General features: G+C 52.3%; 15 protein-coding genes. 3 read left to right on the top strand and 12 right to left on the bottom strand.

Annotation, left to right across the window (positions count from 1 at the left end; all coding sequences use genetic code 11):
• Positions 1 to 182 precede the first annotated feature (182 nt).
• Genes IVG45_RS19330 through IVG45_RS19320 form a run of 3 tightly spaced genes read left to right on the top strand, consistent with a single transcriptional unit; the run spans position 183 to position 5,370 of the window.
• Positions 183 to 2,195 (top strand): TonB-dependent receptor plug domain-containing protein, encoded by a 2,013-nt coding sequence (locus IVG45_RS19330; RefSeq protein ID WP_196435396.1) that lies wholly within the window; start codon positions 183 to 185, stop codon positions 2,193 to 2,195.
• A complete protein-coding gene (locus IVG45_RS19325; RefSeq protein ID WP_196435395.1) occupies positions 2,192 to 3,232 on the top strand; it encodes an ABC transporter substrate-binding protein in 1,041 nt (346 codons plus the stop codon). The genes IVG45_RS19330 and IVG45_RS19325 overlap by 4 nt, the downstream gene beginning before the upstream one ends.
• The gene (locus IVG45_RS19320) at positions 3,229 to 5,370 is read left to right on the top strand and encodes a putative bifunctional diguanylate cyclase/phosphodiesterase (RefSeq protein ID WP_196435394.1); all 2,142 of its coding nucleotides are present in this window, start codon (positions 3,229 to 3,231) and stop codon (positions 5,368 to 5,370) included. Before IVG45_RS19325 ends, IVG45_RS19320 begins: the two co-directional genes overlap by 4 nt.
• 111 nt (positions 5,371 to 5,481) lie before the next feature.
• On the opposite strand, the gene IVG45_RS19315 is transcribed toward IVG45_RS19320, so the two are convergent.
• From IVG45_RS19315 to IVG45_RS19260, 12 genes are all read right to left on the bottom strand, one after another.
• A complete protein-coding gene (locus IVG45_RS19315) occupies positions 5,482 to 5,859 on the bottom strand; it encodes a rhodanese-like domain-containing protein (protein ID WP_196435393.1) in 378 nt (125 codons plus the stop codon).
• Between the two features lie 38 nt (positions 5,860 to 5,897).
• Entirely contained in the window at positions 5,898 to 6,719 is an 822-nt protein-coding gene (locus IVG45_RS19310; protein ID WP_196435392.1) for a polysaccharide deacetylase family protein, read from the bottom strand.
• On the bottom strand, positions 6,716 to 7,837 hold the full coding sequence (locus IVG45_RS19305) for an acyl-CoA dehydrogenase family protein (RefSeq protein WP_196435391.1): 1,122 nt from the start codon (positions 7,835 to 7,837) through the stop codon (positions 6,716 to 6,718). Before IVG45_RS19305 ends, IVG45_RS19310 begins: the two co-directional genes overlap by 4 nt.
• Before the next feature lie 96 nt (positions 7,838 to 7,933).
• On the bottom strand, positions 7,934 to 10,954 hold the full coding sequence (locus IVG45_RS19300) for a type I restriction endonuclease subunit R (RefSeq protein WP_196435390.1): 3,021 nt from the start codon (positions 10,952 to 10,954) through the stop codon (positions 7,934 to 7,936).
• Positions 10,951 to 11,976 (bottom strand): virulence RhuM family protein, encoded by a 1,026-nt coding sequence (locus tag IVG45_RS19295; RefSeq protein WP_196435389.1) that lies wholly within the window; start codon positions 11,974 to 11,976, stop codon positions 10,951 to 10,953. The genes IVG45_RS19300 and IVG45_RS19295 overlap by 4 nt, the downstream gene beginning before the upstream one ends.
• Positions 11,969 to 12,622 (bottom strand): transposase, encoded by a 654-nt coding sequence (locus tag IVG45_RS19290; protein ID WP_196435388.1) that lies wholly within the window; start codon positions 12,620 to 12,622, stop codon positions 11,969 to 11,971. Before IVG45_RS19290 ends, IVG45_RS19295 begins: the two co-directional genes overlap by 8 nt.
• Positions 12,619 to 13,932: a restriction endonuclease subunit S gene (locus IVG45_RS19285; protein ID WP_196435387.1), complete on the bottom strand. Its 1,314-nt coding sequence runs from the start codon at positions 13,930 to 13,932 to the stop codon at positions 12,619 to 12,621. Before IVG45_RS19285 ends, IVG45_RS19290 begins: the two co-directional genes overlap by 4 nt.
• A 10-nt stretch (positions 13,933 to 13,942) precedes the next feature.
• Positions 13,943 to 14,272 (bottom strand): DUF1016 N-terminal domain-containing protein, encoded by a 330-nt coding sequence (locus IVG45_RS19280; RefSeq protein ID WP_196435386.1) that lies wholly within the window; start codon positions 14,270 to 14,272, stop codon positions 13,943 to 13,945.
• Complete coding sequence (locus IVG45_RS19275; RefSeq protein WP_196435385.1) at positions 14,272 to 16,083, bottom strand: type I restriction-modification system subunit M; 1,812 nt, start codon at positions 16,081 to 16,083, stop codon at positions 14,272 to 14,274. The genes IVG45_RS19280 and IVG45_RS19275 overlap by 1 nt, the downstream gene beginning before the upstream one ends.
• An 85-nt stretch (positions 16,084 to 16,168) precedes the next feature.
• Entirely contained in the window at positions 16,169 to 17,596 is a 1,428-nt protein-coding gene (locus tag IVG45_RS19270; RefSeq protein WP_196435384.1) for an amino acid adenylation domain-containing protein, read from the bottom strand.
• 3 nt (positions 17,597 to 17,599) lie between these two features.
• Entirely contained in the window at positions 17,600 to 18,892 is a 1,293-nt protein-coding gene (locus IVG45_RS19265) for a hypothetical protein (RefSeq protein WP_196435383.1), read from the bottom strand.
• Positions 18,889 to 19,122, bottom strand: coding sequence for an acyl carrier protein (locus IVG45_RS19260; RefSeq protein WP_196435382.1), 234 nt, complete (start codon positions 19,120 to 19,122; stop codon positions 18,889 to 18,891). Before IVG45_RS19260 ends, IVG45_RS19265 begins: the two co-directional genes overlap by 4 nt.
• Positions 19,123 to 19,149: the final 27 nt, after the last annotated feature.

Raw genomic sequence — 19,149 nt, 5'->3', positions numbered from 1 at the left:
GACAGACTCAGACACTAGCTCCGCCCTTGATTCACCTGCATTAGCGATGGAAATTGGCATTGCTTTCCGGCATTTCGTTGCGTAGTATCATCGCCCAAATAATAACCTTACTACTTGTAACCAATAACCCTCGAAGCCTTTACTTTGTCGGTGACTAGTGCGAGGAAACCGGTTCCGGGCAGTTGTTGCCAATCAAATACACCCAACTTGATGACATATCCGTGCATATTTATCCGCTTCTGACTGCAGCCTTGCTGAGTTTCTGTCTAACAGTCTCCGCGGAAGACGATTTGCAGTCAGTCCAAGCGACCGATGAGCAAGCGTTACTATTCAGTGAATTACCCTCGGTATTCAGCGCGTCCCGGCACGAGCAGCCCATCACCAAGGCCCCTGCATCGGTCGACATTATCAGCTCCGAGCAAATCAAGCGCTACGGCTGGCGTACCGTGGCGGCGATGCTCGGTAGCCTGCCCGGTTTCATAAGCACCTATGATCGCGCCTATCATCACGCCGGCGTACGCGGCTTTGCCCCGCCCGGCGACTACAACACGCGTATCCTGGTCTTGATCGACGGCCACCGCGTCAACGAAAACTTACAGGACTATGCCGGCCTAGGCCGAGATTTTCTGGTGGATGTGGAAAACATCGAACGGGTGGAAGTAGTGCGCGGACCTTCATCATCCCTGTACGGCAGCAGCGCGCTGTTCGCGGTGGTCAATGTGATCACCCAGCGCGGACGCGACCTGCAAGGCACTCGCCTGGCCGGCGAAATGGCCAGCTATGATAGCCATCGAGGCCAGGTCAGCCACGGCAAAAAATTTGCCAACGGCTTGGAATCATTCCTGTCCGCCAGCCATTACAACAGCGACGGCCACGAAAACCTATATTATCCCGGCTCGGGGACGGCCCGTAACCTGGATGGCGAGGAAGTCGACCGCCTGTTCGGCAAACTGGCCTGGGACGATTTTACCCTCAGCGGCAGCTGGATGGGGCGCAAGAAATATTTACCCACCGGTACCACCGGCACCACTTTCGGTGAAGCCGATACCCACTATCGTGATCGCCGCGCCTATGCCGACCTGAATTATCATCATAATTTTAGCGGCGACTGGGAGCTAACCTCCCGAGTATTTTGGGATAGCTACGAATTCGATGATGTATTGCCCTACCGGATTTCGGCGTCCCAACGCGTCGACAACCAAGACCTCTGGCAAGGCCAATGGTTTGGCGGCGAAGTATTATTAAGCCATACTTTTTTCGACGATCACCGGCTGACGCTGGGCAGCGAGTATCGGCGCAATTATTTACAGCTGATGGCCAATCATGATCAAGACCCCTATTTCCTCTACGCCGACAACCGCCAGACCAGCAGCATTTACGGCATTTATCTACAAGACGAATGGACTATTTTGCAGAATTTGAGTCTGCAAGCCGGTGGCCGCTGGGACCATTACGACAGCTTCGGCGGCACCTTCAATCCCCGTCTCGGACTAATCTACGAGCCGACCGCCGGCACCACGTTAAAATTACTCTACGGCACCGCTTTTCGAGCGCCGAATGCCTTTGAAAGCGTTTATACCTGCTGCCAAGGCTCTACCCCCTGGATAGGCAATCCCAGCCTAAAACCGGAACAAATCGAAACCTACGAGATAGTCTGGGAACAACGTTTAAACGAATATTTCGATCTGCGTGTCAGCCCCTATTACAACCGCTTGACCGATCTGATCAATTTGAACCGTTCGAATGCGGGCGTCAGACAATTTCACAATCAGGGCAATGCCGAGGCGCATGGCCTGGAAACTCAACTTAAGGGACGTTTCGAGCAATTCGAGGGCCGTCTCAGCCATACCTACCAGCAAAGCAGGATAGACGGTGTCGGCACCGCGCCGAATGCGCCATTGCACATGATCAAACTCAATCTGAGCGCGCCGCTGTGGCGGGAAAAATTATTTGCCGGTCTTGAAGTACAATACATCAGTTCCCGAGCCACGAATGACGGTGCGCGCGCGGATGGCTATACCGTCACCAACCTAACCCTGTTATCACGCCGCTGGCTACCGGGCCTGGAACTGACCGGCGGCTTGTATAACCTGTTCAATCAACGCTATGTCGATCCCGCCAGTCCGCCCTTGGTACCCGATGTCATCCCCCAGGACGGGCGAAATCTGCGTTTGCTGGTGAGCTACGAGTTTTGACCCTAGCCAAGCGGAGACAAAAAATCCGAATTTATTATGCGGTTATCGCCCCTCGGGCGAATCGCCGGCCGAGCCGCCACGAACGCGGCAACGACTGGCTGACGGTAATCGCCGGCCATACGTGCCGTTTATTGTTTAGGTTATTGATCGGGCTGGGATTATCCTGGCCGGTCCGGGCGGAAACCGACATCCTGATTCTGCTGAGCCACGACAGCCCACCCTACCAACAGGCGCTGGATGGCTTCAAGACCCATCTGGCCGAGCAACATTTGCAGGCCGAGTATCGAATTCAGACGCTAACCGGCAATGCCGAAACCGAGACCTTTGCCGAACAACTGCGAACACATCCCGCCAGTTTAATCCTGACGCTGGGCACGCCGGCTACCCGTATTGCATTGGCACAACCTCAAAAAACGCCATTGGTGGCCGGACTGGTGCTCGACACCGACGAATTACGTCAACATCCCAATGCGACAGCGGTCGGCTTAAATTTTCCGGCGAGTTTACAATGGCTATGGCTACGCCGTTTATTGCCCGATGCGCAACAAATCGCCGTGATCCATGCCCCTCAACACAGCGCGGATCTCTATCAGGCCCTAGAGCAACAGGCTCGAGCCGAAGGCATTAGCCTGACTCAGGCCGCCGCCTCAAGCGCCGAGGATTTGCCCGCGCTGCTGCAGAATCTACCACCACAACTGGACGCGGTGTGGGCGGTCGACGGCACGGTGGCTTATAACGCAGCCTCCGTGCGAGAACTATTGCTGTATTCATTCCGAAATCGGGTTCCGCTAATCGGCCTATCGGCTCAATGGGTTAAAGCCGGCGCCTTGTATGCCCTGGACTGGGACTATACCGATCTCGGCACCCAAGCCGCCGAACTGGCGAATTCCATTTTGCAAAAAAACAGCTCGCCCGAAGCGCTGGCACCGTTGTTTCCACGCAAAGTTCAGCTGGTGTTGAACAGTACAACCGCCGAACACATGAAGCTGAAAATCGCCGATCGCTGGCTGTCTGAAATGACCGAGGTGTTTCGATGAGACTCCTTCAAGCATTGACCATGGCCAAGCGCTTTAACTTGCTGAACGCGGCCCTGGTACTGTTGACCGCGCTATGCGTCGGCTTTATCGTTACCTATACCTTGCTTGCGCGCCAATTCGAAGCCCGCCAGGAATATAATCTGGCGCTGGCCGCCTTATTGGCCGAGACCAGCGAATATGCGGTCTACACCCATCAAAACCCGTTATTGGAAAGCCAGATTTCACGTTTGGCGGATTTACCCGACCTGGCCAATGTGGCTATCCTCGATAATCACGGCCAAACCTTGGCCGAACTCAGACGGGAAAGCGCCGCGTCTACATCCGATCGAACCGCCGATAGCCGCTCATCCCTCAATTTCTGGCGCTGGTGGGTGGTTTCCGGCGGCCAAGGCTTCAGCGAAATCAACCAGCCCATTGCCAGCAAGGGGTTTCTGGATGAAGATGCGTTGTTCCTGGATGCGCAGGCCAAGCCGCGCGTGATAGGCCAAGTCAAAATCAGCATGAATCTGGCTTATTTCGAGGATATTCTGAGAAACACTTTCATGCTGGTGCTGGCCGTGGTACTGGTGATACTGGCCATCAGCCTCGCCGTTTCGCTGACCATGACCGCGCGCATCACCTTACCGTTGAAACGTTTAGGCGAAGCCGCCCATGACGTTATCGAGGGCCGCTTGGAACCGGTATCCCTGCAAAGCGGCGGTCCCGAACTGCGGGAACTGGGCAAGGCCTTCAATCTGATGACCAATTGGCTCGGCGATTACCGGAGCGAGGTTCAAAGCTATCAGGCCATGCTGGAGCGTCAGGCCTTTTACGACGACCTAACCGGATTGGCCAATCGCACCTTGCTCAAGGATCATTTAAAACTGGCAATGGCCCAAGCCCACCGCCGCAAAAACTCGGCGGCTCTATTGTTTCTGGACCTGGACCGCTTCAAATACGTCAACGACACCCTGGGGCATTCCTTTGGGGATAATTTGCTGCAGGATGTGGCAAACCGCCTGCGCCAACAGCTCAGAGCCTGCGACACCGTGGCCCGCATGGGCGGTGATGAATTCATCATCATACTGAATGATCTGAGCCTAAATTATGATCAGGCCAGGCTGGATGCCGGCCGGGTGGCGCAACAAATCGGCGAAGCCTTGAGCCGGCCGTTTTCAATCAATGAACACGACATCAGCACCAGTTTCAGTGTCGGTATTGCCTTATATCCGCACGACGGCCAAGACGGCGAAGTGCTGACCCGCAATGCCGATTGCGCCATGTACGAAGCCAAGGAACATGGCCGTAATACCTATCGGTTTTATAACCCGTCGCTACAACAGCGTGGAGTACGCCGTCTTAACCTGGAAAACGGCCTGAAACGGGCGCTGGAACAGAACGAACTATTGCTGCACTTTCAACCCAAATATAACAGGCTGAACGGACGACTGGTGGGTGCCGAAGCGTTGCTGCGCTGGCAATTTCAAGACCTGTGGGTATCGCCGGCCGAATTCATCCCGCTGGCGGAAGAAACCGGCCTGATTCTGCCTATCGGCGAATGGGTATTGGAAACCGCATTGATCACGCTGGCCGAATGGCGAAATGCGGGCCTAGTCGATAACGACTTCCATGTCGGCGTCAATGTGGCGCCACCGCAATTTTGGCATCCGGATTTTGCCAAGCGCACGCTGGAGATTCTGTCCCGCCGGCTTCCCGACTCGTCCGGTATCTTGGAACTGGAACTGACCGAGAGCTGCCTACTTAGACCCACCGAAGAAAGCCAACGTACCTTCAAAACCCTCAGGCAGGCCGGACTACGCTTCGCGGTGGACGATTTCGGCACCGGCTATTCGAGCCTCAGTTATTTAAAGCAATTTCCGCTGGATGTTTTAAAGATCGACCAATCCTTTGTCCGCGATTGCATCGACGATCCCAGCGACGCCACCATCATTCGCGCCATTATCGCGATGGCGCGCGGCCTGGGCCTGGAAGTGATAGCCGAAGGGGTCGAAACCGTCGAACAGGCCGCCTTTCTAAATCAAGAGGGCTGCCATCTGCTGCAAGGCTATTTACTGGCCAAGCCCATGCCGGCTCAAGATTTTGCCGAATTTTGCCGCGGTTTCCGCGCGCACCCCATTCATGCTCACTACCCGCGCTAGCCGGACCGGGCATCAAGCCTTAATGGCCTCGCAATCATAACCATAACGTGGCCGGAGAAAATAATCCTTCGGAACACCGAAACCAACCCATAAAAATCAATAGGCCTTCGGCTATTCAAACCCAAATCCCGCTTTTCGCCAGGCATTGGTGCCGCCGCCAAGATTAAATAAATTATCGTAGCCTAATTCGTGTAGAGAGCGGGCCGCGGCATTACCCATCGGTCCGCCTTCGCAATACAGGTAAATAGGGGTATTTTTATCTTTGGGCAATTTGTCTTGGTGCTGCTCAATTTCGTTATACGGAATAAAAACGTCGGTGCCTTTGATGTGTTGCTGTTCCGGCGTGTGCACATCGACCAGGAATATATCCCGCTGTTGCAGAATAGTATTTAATTCAGCCGGCGTGACAACTGCCAAATAATCCGGCTGTTGAAACTTGCAACCAGCGATGATCAAGATAAAAGCCGGGATCAGGTAGTATTTTTTCATATCAATATCTCCGAGGGTTGGCGAGATTTAACCGGCCTTTACCGCGCATGGACAAGGGCTTCTCGCAAGGTTACCGCGCGCAGATTAGCGGCGGCGATAGCATCCAATAAGGGCGGCAGCACATCCAGTATCACCGGCATCCCGCGACGGCTTCGGGCCGCATTGCCATCGTGCAACAGCAGTATATCGCCGGCCCGCAGCCCCTCCAATAATTTCGCCAACACCCGGTTTGCATCCTGCTCGACCGTGTCGAAACCGCGCCGGGTCCAACTAGCCAATTGCAAATCCAGCCGGCTCAATACCGGGTCCAACAGCGGGTTGCGCAATCCGGCCGGTGGGCGAAAAAATGCCGGACGGCTACCGCTAATCTCCGTCAGAGCATTCTGGGCCGCATTAAGTTCGGAAAACCAGCCACCGAGCAATTGAAACGGCAAGTGGAACCGATGATGCATGCTGTGATTTTCTATCCGATGCCCGCGATTGACGATGTCTCGGCACAAGCCAGGATAACGTTGGGCTTTTTCGGCTATGCAAAAAAAGGTGGCCTTGGCCCCGTATCGTTCGAGTATATCCAACACGGCGGGCGTGACGTCCGGGTCCGGCCCATCGTCTATGGTAATGGCGATTTCTCCACGCTCGGCGGATGAAGGAGGAAGCGAGGTCCAGTTCGAACCGGCCCAGGAACAGCGGGGCCAGAGCCCGGCAAAGGTCAACACTAAATTATCGGCGACGACGATAGCCAAGACCCAGGGCCAGCTGTCGGGACGGATGATGAGCGCCAGCGGCGCGGCCATGGTCAACAGGATGGAAGCCAGCATTAACGGCGTCGGCCGCCAGTTTCGGTACGCGGAAAAATTCATGACGAAACGGCTTGCGGGCCGCCCCGGTAAGCGTCGCCGGTGCCCAACAAGGCGGCGATCAGATTTTTTTGCACTTCGGAACTACCGGAAAACAAGCGGCCGGCCAACGCGTCCTGTACCAATTCGGCCATCGCACTACCCGGCTCCAGGCCAGCCGCGCCCATGATCTGCACCGCGTCCAGGCTGGACTGCAAGAAGGCTTCGGCCGCATACAGCTTGGTCTGGGCCGAAGCCAGCGTCAGCCTTTGCCCGCCATCGGCCAATCGGGCGCATTCATTAAGCCACAAGGCTATCGTGTCCAGCCGCAACTTCATGTCGGCGATGCGATGGCCGATGGCTTGATGCCGGCCCAGATGCACGCCGCCCGAGCGCCGCTCCCGGCTGTGGCGAACCACTTCATCCAACTGCCATTGCATGATGCCGGCGATGCCGGCAAACACGAAGGCACGTTCGTATTCCAGCGCCTTCTGTATCATCTGCGTGCCGGCACCGGTCTTGCCCAACAAGCGGCCGGCATCGATCCGGCAATCTTGCAAATGCACGCTACCGGTAGCGCTACCCCGGCAAGCGTTCAAAGCTCCCTCGGCGCTGAACCGGCAACCCTGGTCTTCGCGGGAAACCAGAAAAGCCGTGATCTTGCCGTCCAGTTTGGCGTAAACCACCAGCCAGTCGGCCAACGGCACGTTGGTGATATAGCGTTTTTCACCGGTCAGCACAAAGCCGCTATCGGTCCGCTCCGCGCTGCAGCTCATCGCTTGCACGTCGGAACCGCAGGACGGTTCGGTGATGGCATGGCCGCCCAACCATTCGCCGCTTAACAGTTGCGGCAGAAAAGCTTGTTGTTGGGTTTCGTTTCCATAAAGCAAAATCGGAAAGACTATGCCCCACAGATGGGCGTTTACCGCCAGCACCAAACCGGGATCGCGGCTGATTTCACCGAGAATACGATGAGTCTTGAGCAGAACGGCGAAGTCGTCGCCGAAGCCGCCAAAACATTCGGGTAACGCGTGGCGCAACGCGCCTTGCTCGGCGACGGTGCGGAAACGCGCCAGAATTTGGGTTTCGTCCGGTTGGCCGGCATAAGGAAATAGCGCTGAAAAATCGGGGGGTTTATTCATGGCTGATTGGTAGGACGGATGCCGTCAGGCGTTCCGCCAAAATGAGGATGATTCAATTTTTCCTAAGGGGCGATGCTTTGCCCTGCCTCATGACCGTTAGCTACATTGTTCCTGAACTTCATTCATCCTCGCATACACTTTTTTCATCATTAATTCTTTTACCAGGCTGCCGAATGATTGATTTTCGAGTATTTTTTCAAAAATCTCCTGGTTCTGGTCCATGCGTTCAATCAACTTGTCTATAAACATCGCTTCAAAAGCATATTTGAAAGTGTCCAGTTGATTAACCTTAGCCTGTATTTGCAGAGTGGCATCCGCCATTAGCTCTGTTTCGATCTGCGCGAAGAAAAGCCGGTCTGCTTCCTCAAACTCGGTGCCAAAGCGGTCGTTTAATACGTCTATGATTTCTGATAAAGCGGCTTTTTCTTCCCTGGCTCGTTTGATTCCAGCCTCGGTCAAGCCGTCCAGTTCGCCTTCCCCGCTGGTTATTAATTCCAATGAGCCATCCTTGATCTTCTGTAGGCGATAGTATTCCAGCGCCACTTCATCCGTCAGCTTCATGCTTTCGGCCAGGTCACGCTTGGGTAGCTTGGTTAACAACAGTTTGGCGTAAGCGTAAAACTTTTCAAATTCGGGTTCGCGGAAGGGCATTATCTGGGCGAGGAATGCATATAGATTTGTCCAGGTGCGTAGGCTTTTCTTGAATTCCTCTTTTTCATCATCTGTGTCGATGGCTTTGTAACGATCAAGCGCCGGATCAATAAAGCTATAAAGCTGAGACTGGGTTCGGCCGGTCATTTGTGTGGTAGGATTAAAATAGATTTTGGCAAATGCATCGATTTCCGAGCCTAAATAAACTTGCTGCTCGTCCAATTTGACTTTTAAATCATATAGATGATTAGGTTCCGGTTCTTCACCTATGCAGGTTACTTCGTAATAGGGCTGAAAAGAGTCCAAAATGGTTTGTCTATCGTTGACAAAATCCAGCACAAAAGTATCTTCCTTACCAGGTGCAGTGCGGTTAAGGCGCGAAAGTGTTTGCACGGCCTTAACCCCGGACAACGCCTTGTCCACATAAAGAGTGTGTAGCAAGGGTTGGTCAAAGCCGGTTTGGTACTTGTCTGCGACGATCAGGATTTTATAGTCGTCATCGGCAAATACTCTGGGCAGTTCCTTTTCGCCGAATCCGGTCAGCTGTGATTCCGTTACACCGTCCGGGAAGTTGTCATCCACCACCCTGCCGGAAAAAGCCACCAGAATTTTGATATTCCGTTCGTAGCCTTTCTCTTTGATATAGCGATTGAATTCCTCAAAATAGCGCTTGGCATGCAATCTCGATCCGCTCACCAACATTGCTTTGGCCCTGCCACCAATCTTGGCGGTCACCACCTGACGAAAATGCTCGATAATAATCTCAGTCTTCTGCGCCAGATTATGGGGATGCAAAGCGACAAAACGGCCGATTGCCTGAGCCGCCTTTTTTTTGTTGATTTTCGGATCGTCCTCAATGGCTTTGGATAGTTTGAAATAAAGCTGATAGGTGGTGTAGTTCTGCAACACATCCAGGATAAATCCTTCCTCGATCGCTTGGCGCATCGAATAAAGATGAAACGGCTGCGGCTTGCCGTCGGCATCCTTATATCCGAATACCGCCAAGGTTTTATATTTTGGCGTAGCCGTAAAAGCGAAGAAGGACAAATTGGATTGCCTGCCACGAGCCGCAGCAGAGCGTTCCACGTAGAGATTGACTAACTCCTGCACGTCAACGACTTCACCGTCATCGTTGTCGTACTCGGGGTAAGGCTCCTGGATTTCCGGTTCGCCGCCTGCCAGTACCGCCTTCATCTTTTTGCTGGCTTCGCCACCTTGCGAACTGTGCGCTTCATCGATAATCACCGCATATTTGCGGTTGGGAAGTTCGCCCACTTTATCGATCACATAGGGAAATTTCTGCAAGGTGGTGATAATGATATTTGTGCCGCCGCCAATAGCGTCCGCCAATTGCTGAGAGTCTTTATCGATGCGCTGAACCACGCCCGATTTATGCTCGAATTGATAAATGGTATTTTGCAGCTGCGAATCCAGCACTCGCCGGTCCGTTACCACGATGACGCTGTCAAAGATGCGTTGATTACTCGCATCATGTAGACCGGACAAGCGGTAAGACAGCCAGGCAATGGTATTGCTCTTTCCCGAGCCCGCCGAATGTTGCACCAGATAATTGTGTCCCGCGCCGTGGTTTTGAGCATGAGCGGTTATCTTGTGTACCGCATCCAACTGGTGGAAACGCGGAAAAATCAATTTCTCTTTTTTGTGAGTGCGACCTTCAAAGTCGAACTCTTCTACTTGCAGATGGATAAAACGCCCAATGATTTCCAGCCAGCTGTCTTTTTGCAGAATGTCCCGCCACAAGTAGTCGCTGCGGTATCCTGCCGGATTAGGCGGGTTGCCCGCGCCAAACTGATGGCCTTTGTTAAACGGCAACCAATGGGTTTGGCTGCCATCGATGCGGGTGGTCATATAGACTTCTTCGTCATCGACGGCAAAATGCACCAGACTGCGTTTTTTAAAGGTGAACAACAGCTCTTTGTTATCGCGCGTGCTGGCATATTGCTTTTTGGCATGCGCCGTGTTTTGACCGGTAAAGCGGTTCTTTAGCTCCAGCGTTGCCACCGGTAAGCCGTTCAATGACAAAACCAAATCTACCGAATAGTTTGTATTTTTCTTGCTGTAATGGACCTGACGAATCACCTTTAGCCGGTTTTGCGTATAAAGCGCTAAGGTATCCGGGTTCAAGCCCGATTCCGGCTTAAAAAACGCCATCTTAAAGCGCACGCCATAATCCACAATACCGTTACGGACCACGTCCAACGCACCGCGCAAATCCAACTCTTTGTACAAACGCTGGATAAGTCGGTTTTCTATGTCGTTACCATGAATGGCGGCCAATTTGTCCCATTGCTTGGGCTGTGTGTCGCGTAAAAACTGCAATATTTCGGCTTTGAACATGCCCAGTTCCGGGCTGTAGTCGCTGGCATTGCCCTGAGTATAACCGCCGTTTGCCAACAAGGATTCAATAATTGCCGTCTCGAAGGTTTGTTCAGATGTGATGCTCATTTTGAATCCTTAGCGTCCGACTTTTTACCGTTGGGCAGGTGCTTGATAACTTTTTCAAACGCGCCATCTTGTTGGTCGGCTTGCTGTATTCGCAATTGATGAAATTTGTCATATTCCTGTTCGGCGATCTGTTTGGCAAGTTGCTGTGAGACTTTGCCGGCATGGGTTAAAACTTCCCGGTCATTCAGTCCCAGAAAGCCATCCAGTTTTTTGATCCAGTCTTGCATGCTCATGGGGATACGCCGCATCGCCTGACCTTCGGCGAAGACCAGATATTGTTCCACCAGATTATTTAGTGCCGACAGTTCGTCCTCATCCAGATAGTTCTTGGCAACGACAACATCCTGTTTGCGAACTTTTTCGCCCCGGAAGTTGGTTAAACCCATATTCGGCGACTCGGCATTGGCGCGCGCTTTAATGATTTCGGCTGCCGTCTGGCCGGTAATCGCCCAATGAAGCTTGTTTTGTACCGTTTTAAAGAAGTTGATGCTGGCATCTTGGGTCGGGTCGTAATCGACGCTGGTGGCATAAATATCGGTAATCTTCTGATAAAAGCGCTTTTCAGAGGTACGGATATCCTGAATGCGTTTAAGCAGTTCATCGAAATAATCAAACGGCTGATCGGGGTTTTTTAGGCGTTCGTCATCCAGCACAAAGCCTTTGATAACGTATTCACTAAGACGCTGGGTAGCCCATTGCCGAAAGCGGGTGGCAACATGAGATTGCACGCGGTAACCCACCGAGATAATCGCATCGAGATTATAGAGTTTTTGCCGGCGCTTAACTTGCCGCTCGCCTTCTTGCTGAACTTGTAAGAAATCCTTACAAGTTGCCTGCTCGTTCAGTTCCCCTTCCTCATAGATATTTTTGAGATGAAGGGTAATGTTCTGTGGCGTGACTTGAAGCAACTCGGCCATCTGTTTTTGCGTCAGCCAAACCGTTTCATTCTCCAGCCGCACCTCAATTTTGGTTTGGCCGCCTTCGGTTTGATAAATGATGAATTGGGAGGAAGGTTTATCCATAGTATGTATCCTCCAGCCACTTCATCGGATTATTCTGAATATACTCCGAGATTTCGAGAAAGGATTGTTCACTACGGATAATATGCTCGTAATAATTACGCTGCCATAGCTTTTGATTAAAGCTAGGCCAATGATATTGTTTTACCCCGGTAATATAGTCATTGGTGGTTAACGATTTAAATGCCCCTACAATATCCCCAATGGTTGGGTTACCCGTAGGGGCAATTCCTTGTGGTTGCCGCATTTGCGGGTGTTCGACAGGGGCACCCACAAGGGGAGCCTCTACGATCAACTCAACAATGCCATGAAAATGATTGGGCATAACGATATATTCATGCAATTCAATAGAGTGAAATCGGTTGCGCAAAATAGTCCATTGTTCGTGAACCATTTTCCCCGCATCGTTCAAAATTATTTTCCCGTCAGTAATTTCTCCAAATAAACACAAACGGTTTTGTGTGCAAATAGTGATGAAATACAAACCCGATTGCGAATAATCGTAGCCTTTCAACCGAATGGATCGGCGGTGATGTTTTTTCTGATGTGTTGTTATATCCGTAGGGGCAATCCCTTGTGGTTGCCCTGTCGGACATTGCGGTATTTCAAGGGCACCCACAAGGGGCGCCCCTACGGTTGGTTTCGTCATGAGGGTACCTTGATTTTGCCGGTGACCACTTCGGAAATTAGCGCGGTTCGGTACTCTTTTTGCAGTTCGATGATGCGTTGGGTTTTGGCGATTTTGGCATCGATGCGAGTGGTTTCGGTTTCGATGTGGTGGACGATGGCGGTTTGAACTGTTTTGTTATTGGGAAAGGATATTTCAATTGGTGAAATTCTGTCGATATTCAAATTTTGTTGTGTGTTTTGGGTTGCACAACCGATCAAGTTTGATCGAATTGAAATGAGTTTGTAGTATAGAAAATCGACAATAACTTCATTTTTTGGGTAAAACCCAACAATACTATCTGGAAAGCAAGCATCGAAACTTAGTATTGCGACATCTCCAATATTAGCGGCAATAGTCATAACTAAAGTACCAGATGGAAACTCCTGACTTACGGCATAGCCAGCTTCATTTAGTGTTTGTCTATATCCTTTTATAAACTTATTGGCATTTGTTACTTCCCCTGTCTGTATGAATGGATATATTCCACCATATAGCCTTTCATCATTTCTCGGGCGATGTGCGAATTTACCGCGTAAAATTAAAGACAAATACTTTAATTTCTTAACTTTCCACCCCGCTGGAATCTCGCCCAGCCAATCGATACCGGAATCCCGTAGGGGCAATCCCTTGTGGTTGCCCTGTTCCAGGGTACCCACAAGGGGCACCCCTACGGCAGAATCAATACCCTTGGTCACGGCTTGATTGATAATGGCGGCTTTTTCTTCCTCGTACAGCGCAATCAAACGCTCTTTTTGCGCAATCAGCGTATCAATTTCTACCGTCTTGCGATCAAGATAGTTGGCAATAGCGGTTTGTTCTTCAATCGTTGGATATGCAATCTGTAGATTTGCAATAAAAGCCCAAGAAGCCCTAGGCATTTTTGAACCGAAGGTGGAGCCATTTACAATATCGATAAACCTCTTCGATAAAATTAACTTTGAGCCAAAACCAGCATAAATTTCCCCCCTACTCCTGAAAATAAAAAAATCACCAACAGCTTTACCTTGAAAGTTCGATAGGTAAACTTTTGCTAAATACGGCCTCAGCTTTCCAAAGAGAATATCGCCTGAAATAAAATGAATGCCATCACCATCGAAATCACTATTGGTCTCAATAAGTGCTCCCGTTTCACTCTCAACATTTTCAAGACCAATCTTTGGCAGTTCTTCCTCTGCTTTATCGGTTATTAAACCAAATAAGTATTTGAAACGTTTAACCTCCCACTCCTCAGGAATCTCACCAATCCACTCAATCCCGCTGTTCTTGTATTTGTCGTAGCGTTCCATCATTCTTCCCCGATTAACAAGCTATGCTCGGATTCCAGCTCAATTCGGTACGCAGTGCGTTCCGAATTGGGAAGGTCTGATAAAAGGCATGCATATTACGAAGATTGCGCACATCGAAGCCTTTGCCAAACTCAGAACTAAGCTGCCCGGCAAGTTGCTCAAGCTGTTTTTTGCCATATTCAGCCCGATCCGCTCCACCTTGCTCATGTTCAACAATCAGTTGACCAATGCGCCAATAGGCATCGACTATGGCAGAATTGACAGCACTATAAACGTGGCGATGCGCCGCAGTTAAAATGCCGCGTATCGCCAAATATAAGGCTTGATCATCTAATTCACCCATCACTCCAACACCTTTTGTTCCAGTTCCAGGCTGCTTTTTTCCAGCGCCAGGATATCGGCTTTAATCTCCGCCAATGACCGCAACGGTTTAAATTCGTAGAAGTATTTGGTGAAGTTAATCTCGTAGCCGATTTTGGTTTTGCTGTCGTCAACCCAGGCTTCGGGTAAATGCGGTTTTACTTCCCGTTCGATATATTCTTCGATATTTTGTGAGATCAATTTGCAATCACGGGTTTTCTGTAAAAACGGAATGTTTTCGTAATCGCGCAGGCTACTGTCGGCTTTGGGCTTGCCGTCGCGCCCTTTGACGATATTGCCGTTGCTGTCTTTCTCAGGTTGTTCGACGGTAACCCGCCAATAGCCGAAAAATTCGTTGGGCAGGATTTTGACGAACTCGTTTTCGACAAAATCGCCGTAGAGCTTGGTGATAAAGCCTATGCCTTTGCTGTCGCCGTTTTCCGGGATTTGTTTGCGTTTGTTGCCCAGCGAGCGCGGCATCTTTTCCCAAAAGCGATTGAAGCTGCGTTCGCCGGCTTTAATCAGTTCTTCGTCTTTGGCACCGATGGCGTTGATTAGCTGGATTTTGCCTTTGCGTTCGGCGCTTTTTTGGTTGTTGAGTATCCAGATGTAGGTGGAAATGCCGGTGTTGTAAAACAGTTGATCGGGTAAGGCGATAATGGCTTCCAGCCAGTCGTTTTCGATAATCCATTGGCGGATGCTGCTTTCGCCGTTGCCGGCCTGGCCGGTAAACAGCGGCGAGCCGTTGAAGACGATGCCGATACGGCTACCGCCGGCTTCGCGGGGTTTCATCTTGGCAATCATGTGCTGTAAGAACAGCAAGGAACCGTCGTTGATACGCGGCAAGCCCGCGCCGAAGCGGCCGGCGTAGCCTAAATTGATGTGTTCGTCGGTGATGATTTTTTGAGCTTTTTTCCAGTCCACGCCAAAGGGCGGATTGGAGAGCAGGTAATCGAATTTTTCATCCCTTAAACCGTCCACGGTAAAGGTGTTGCCGAATTTGATGTTGGCCGGGTTTTGCCCCTTGATCAGCATGTCCGATTTGCAAATGGCGTAGGATTCCGGGTTGATCTCCTGCCCGAACACTTCTAGTTTGGCATCGGGGTTAAAGCCTTGCAGGTGGTGTTCGGCCACGGAAAGCATGCCGCCGGTGCCGCAGGCCGGGTCGTACAGGGTTTTTACGATACCCGCTTGGGTCAATGATTGATTGTCGGCATTGAACAGCACATTAACCATCAGCTTGATTACTTCTCGGGGTGTGAAATGTTCTCCGGCCGTCTCGTTGGATTGCTCGGCAAATCGCCGGATCAAGTCTTCGAATACATAGCCCATTTGTATGGTATCCATGTCGGCCAGATCGATCTCGGCAAACTTTTTTACCACTTGAAACAGAATATCCGCCTTGGGATCGTCCATGCGTTCGATCTGATCGTCGAAATTAAAATATTCGATAATCTCGCGGGCGGAGGCCGAATAGCCGTTGATGTGGTTGCGCAGGTTGGCGGCGATGTGGCTGGGGTCTGCGACCAGTTTGGCAAAATCGTACTGGCTACGGTTGTGAAAATTCGCCCCGGCTATTTTGTTTAAGGTCAGGTCTTTAGCGCTATCGGAGAGTTTTTCAACTTTAGGCAGGTAATCCAGTACCTTCTGCTTGTTGTGTGCCAACACACAATCCAGGCGGCGCAACACCGTCATCGGCAAAATCACCTTACCGTAATCCGACTGCCGGTAGTCGCCTCGTAACAGGTCCGCAACTTCCCAGATCAGGTTGGCTTTATCTTTGAAACTTATCATTTACTCTCCGTGATGGATGAAGTTGTTTTCCATATATCCTCGCTGCATGCTGCGATCCAAGCAAAAAACTGTTCCGACCAATTCTTTAAGCCTTCAGCAACATCCGCAACTGTTGATAGTTCAGCTTCCCATTAGCCAATCGCGGCAACTGGTCCAAAACCAGATACTGGCTAGGTTGCATGTAGGCTGGCAATTGACGGCTAAGTGCCTTGCGAATCTCGGCGATCGTCATTTCCGGCCCTAGAACCATAGCTAATGCCGGACGCTGGCCGGCGGTGGGATCGTGGATGCCGATTACCGCGCAGCCTATCACCCCGGCTATCGCATTGACGGCGGCTTCGATCTCGGCCGGTTCGACCCGATAGCTCGAGCATTTCAGCATCCGGCCCAAGCGGCCATGAAAGCGGTATTCGCCCTGCTCCAGACTGACGCGGTCGCCGGTGGCGTACCAGCCTTGTTGATTCAGAAAGGGATGCAAACCGCCTTCGCTCCAGTAACCGCTGGCCAATATCGGGCCTCGCACCCAGAGTTCGCCAGTTTCGGCTTCGATATAAAGCTCGCAGCCGGCGGCCGGCCGGCCGATCGGAATGGTTTGATCCGCTATCAACTTTTCTCGCGAAACCGGCCAGTAACAACAGACATTGGTTTCGGTGGGGCCGAAGAAGTTGTACAGCGTCGTATGCGGCAGGCTGGCGGACAAATCGATCAAGGCCGAGGTCGGGAATACCTCGCCGGCGAACAACAGAAAACGCAAAGCATCCAGAGGCGTTTGCGCCAAATTGCCCTTGTAGGCCAGGAAAGCCAGCAGCGATGGCACGGTGTACCAGCCGCTGATGGCCTGTTGCTTTAGCCAGGCACTGAGCCGGGCCGGCGCCATGGTCAGCATGGGCGGGACGAAATGCAGGCTGGCGCCCGCGCCCAACACGGCGTACAGGTCAAAAGTCGATAGATCGAAGAAGAATGGCGCGCTGCTGGCAATGCGGTCGCTGGCATTCAAGGCCAGTAACTCGGTGGCCCAGCGCGCGAAAGCATTCACCGCGGCATGACTCAAAGCCACGCCGCGCGGCTGACCGGTGGAACCGGAGGTATACAGGATGGCGGCCAGCGATTCGCCGCCAATCTCGACGGCTTGCGTAATGGCCTCGTGGCAATGGGCGGTGTCCAGCCATAAGCCATCAGCCAGCCAAGCCGGCGCGACACCCAATCCCAAAACCGCTTGCACCTTGGCATCTGTGGTAATGAAAGCCAATCTGGACGGCGGATTTTTCAGGTCGAGCGGCACATAACAATTGCCGGCCAACAGCACTCCGAATAACGCGATCGTGGCATCGATACCACGGTCAAGATGAATGGCGACCGGCTGGCCCGGTTGAATACCGCGAGCCTGCAAGGCGGCGGCAACGGCTTGAGCCTGCCGCAATAACTGACCATAACTTAAGTTACGGTCTTGCTCGCGCAAGGCCAAGGCATCGGGTTGTTGCCGGCATTGGCGCAGAAAGGGTTCCAGCAACATGGATCAGGCCTCGTCATTTTCCAATAATTCGGCATCCATCCGCGCGATCACCTGATCCAGCCAGGCTTCATCCACTGCTGGAGACAAGTAGCTATAGGACAAGGATAACCGGCCATCCAGTTGCCCGACCAGCAAAGCCAGGCCCGGCGGCAGGGTCATCCAGCACATCATGGTCAATTCGGTGACCGGCGCGCCGAGGAAGCCGTTTTTGGCCCAGGACATGTCGCCCAGATCGGAAAACCACAACGAACTCAATTCGCCGCCGCTGTGTTGCTTGCGCAAAAATTTCGCGTAGCGGGCCGGCGTTAGCCATTGGCCCAGCCACATCAGCGGCAGATAAGCCAAATCCAGTTCATCCCGTACCGCCTGAGTATGCTGCGCCAATAAATGCTCGAACAAGCCTTTTCTATCGCCCACTTGCTCGCGAGTAGCACGGGCAAACAGGCAACCGACGTGATTGCCGAGTACCGGCGTCGGCGCGCCCTGCCGGCGCAGGTTGAAGGCATAGGGAATGCAATAACCGGCCTTGGCGGCCGGTGGCCCTACCTGCTCCATGGCCCGCATAAAGCAGCCCAGATAATACAGCGTGCGTCCGGCCAGGCCGGTGGTTTGCTGCGCCAGTTTGGCGATGCGGCGGGATTGATCCTGATCGAAACGCCGCACTTTCAATTTCAGGGTTTGCGGGCCTTGTTCGATGCCGGTAGGCAAACAGCTATCCAGGCTGTTAGCCTCGTTGTTATGGCGCTTGGCCTTGAATAACAATTGCAATTTTTTCCAGAAACTCCATTGCGCCAGTTTGGCGTTGATTAAGGAAGGCGATTCCTGGAAACGTTCGGGATGGTCGGAGGTAATGAAATCCAGCAGGATTTTCGCGCCACGGGCATCCAGCAAGGGATGCAGCCAGTTCAGCAACAAGGTGCCGCCGCCGGTTTCGGCTATCCAATGCACGGTCAGCGGCAAGGATTCCGGCCGGTTGAAGATTTCCAGCACAATGCGCCGGCTTTCTTCGCCCTCATCCTCGACCGCTTGGCATTGATGGCGCTCCAGCTGAATGCGCCGACCGGTAGCCACCCAAGCATAGCGCTTACCTTGAAGCTCGATGCGAGCCGAGGCCTTCGGAAACATCTCCACCAGCAAATCCAGCCGTTGTTGCAACCGATCCAGATCAGGAGTAGCGGCCAGTCTCAACGCGAACCCGCAATAGCCGCCCGGCATGCCGGCGTCGCGGATTTCCTGATCGAGGACGAAGGTGAAATAGTCCGCCGGGTTGAACAGCTCGGATGTTGCTGCCGTCATTGGGCTTGGCGTATCCATCGTTCCAGCGCATTCAGGCTTTGCACATTGTCCGGCTCGATTTCGGTGTCCGGCAGGGTCACACCGAATTCCTTCTCGGCGAACATGATCAGACGCATGATGCCCATGCTGTCGAGCCCGGCTTCCAACAGATCGTCGTCATCGTTGAAGGAATCCGGGTCTTCGTGATAAATCAACTCGGCGAAGATAAAGGTTTTTAGTTTTTGCTTCATGGGTGGGATAGAGATTGAAAAGACTAA

It is taken from the genome of Methylomonas sp. LL1, from assembly GCF_015711015.1.
In the GTDB taxonomy this organism is placed as follows: domain Bacteria; phylum Pseudomonadota; class Gammaproteobacteria; order Methylococcales; family Methylomonadaceae; genus Methylomonas.
Note: the sequence above shows the minus strand (reverse complement) of the source record. Positions and strands in the feature narration are given on the sequence as shown.

Coding starts and splice junctions, on each gene's coding strand:
- IVG45_RS19320 (WP_196435394.1), top strand. CDS start 3,229: ATGAGACTCCTTCAAGCATTGACCATGGCCAAGCGCTTTAACTTGCTG.
- IVG45_RS19315 (WP_196435393.1), bottom strand. CDS start 5,859: ATGAAAAAATACTACCTGATCCCGGCTTTTATCTTGATCATCGCTGGT.
- IVG45_RS19310 (WP_196435392.1), bottom strand. CDS start 6,719: ATGAATTTTTCCGCGTACCGAAACTGGCGGCCGACGCCGTTAATGCTG.
- IVG45_RS19305 (WP_196435391.1), bottom strand. CDS start 7,837: ATGAATAAACCCCCCGATTTTTCAGCGCTATTTCCTTATGCCGGCCAA.
- IVG45_RS19300 (WP_196435390.1), bottom strand. CDS start 10,954: ATGAGCATCACATCTGAACAAACCTTCGAGACGGCAATTATTGAATCC.
- IVG45_RS19295 (WP_196435389.1), bottom strand. CDS start 11,976: ATGGATAAACCTTCCTCCCAATTCATCATTTATCAAACCGAAGGCGGC.
- IVG45_RS19290 (WP_196435388.1), bottom strand. CDS start 12,622: ATGACGAAACCAACCGTAGGGGCGCCCCTTGTGGGTGCCCTTGAAATA.
- IVG45_RS19285 (WP_196435387.1), bottom strand. CDS start 13,932: ATGATGGAACGCTACGACAAATACAAGAACAGCGGGATTGAGTGGATT.
- IVG45_RS19280 (WP_196435386.1), bottom strand. CDS start 14,272: ATGGGTGAATTAGATGATCAAGCCTTATATTTGGCGATACGCGGCATT.
- IVG45_RS19275 (WP_196435385.1), bottom strand. CDS start 16,083: ATGATAAGTTTCAAAGATAAAGCCAACCTGATCTGGGAAGTTGCGGAC.
- IVG45_RS19270 (WP_196435384.1), bottom strand. CDS start 17,596: ATGTTGCTGGAACCCTTTCTGCGCCAATGCCGGCAACAACCCGATGCC.
- IVG45_RS19265 (WP_196435383.1), bottom strand. CDS start 18,892: ATGACGGCAGCAACATCCGAGCTGTTCAACCCGGCGGACTATTTCACC.
- IVG45_RS19260 (WP_196435382.1), bottom strand. CDS start 19,122: ATGAAGCAAAAACTAAAAACCTTTATCTTCGCCGAGTTGATTTATCAC.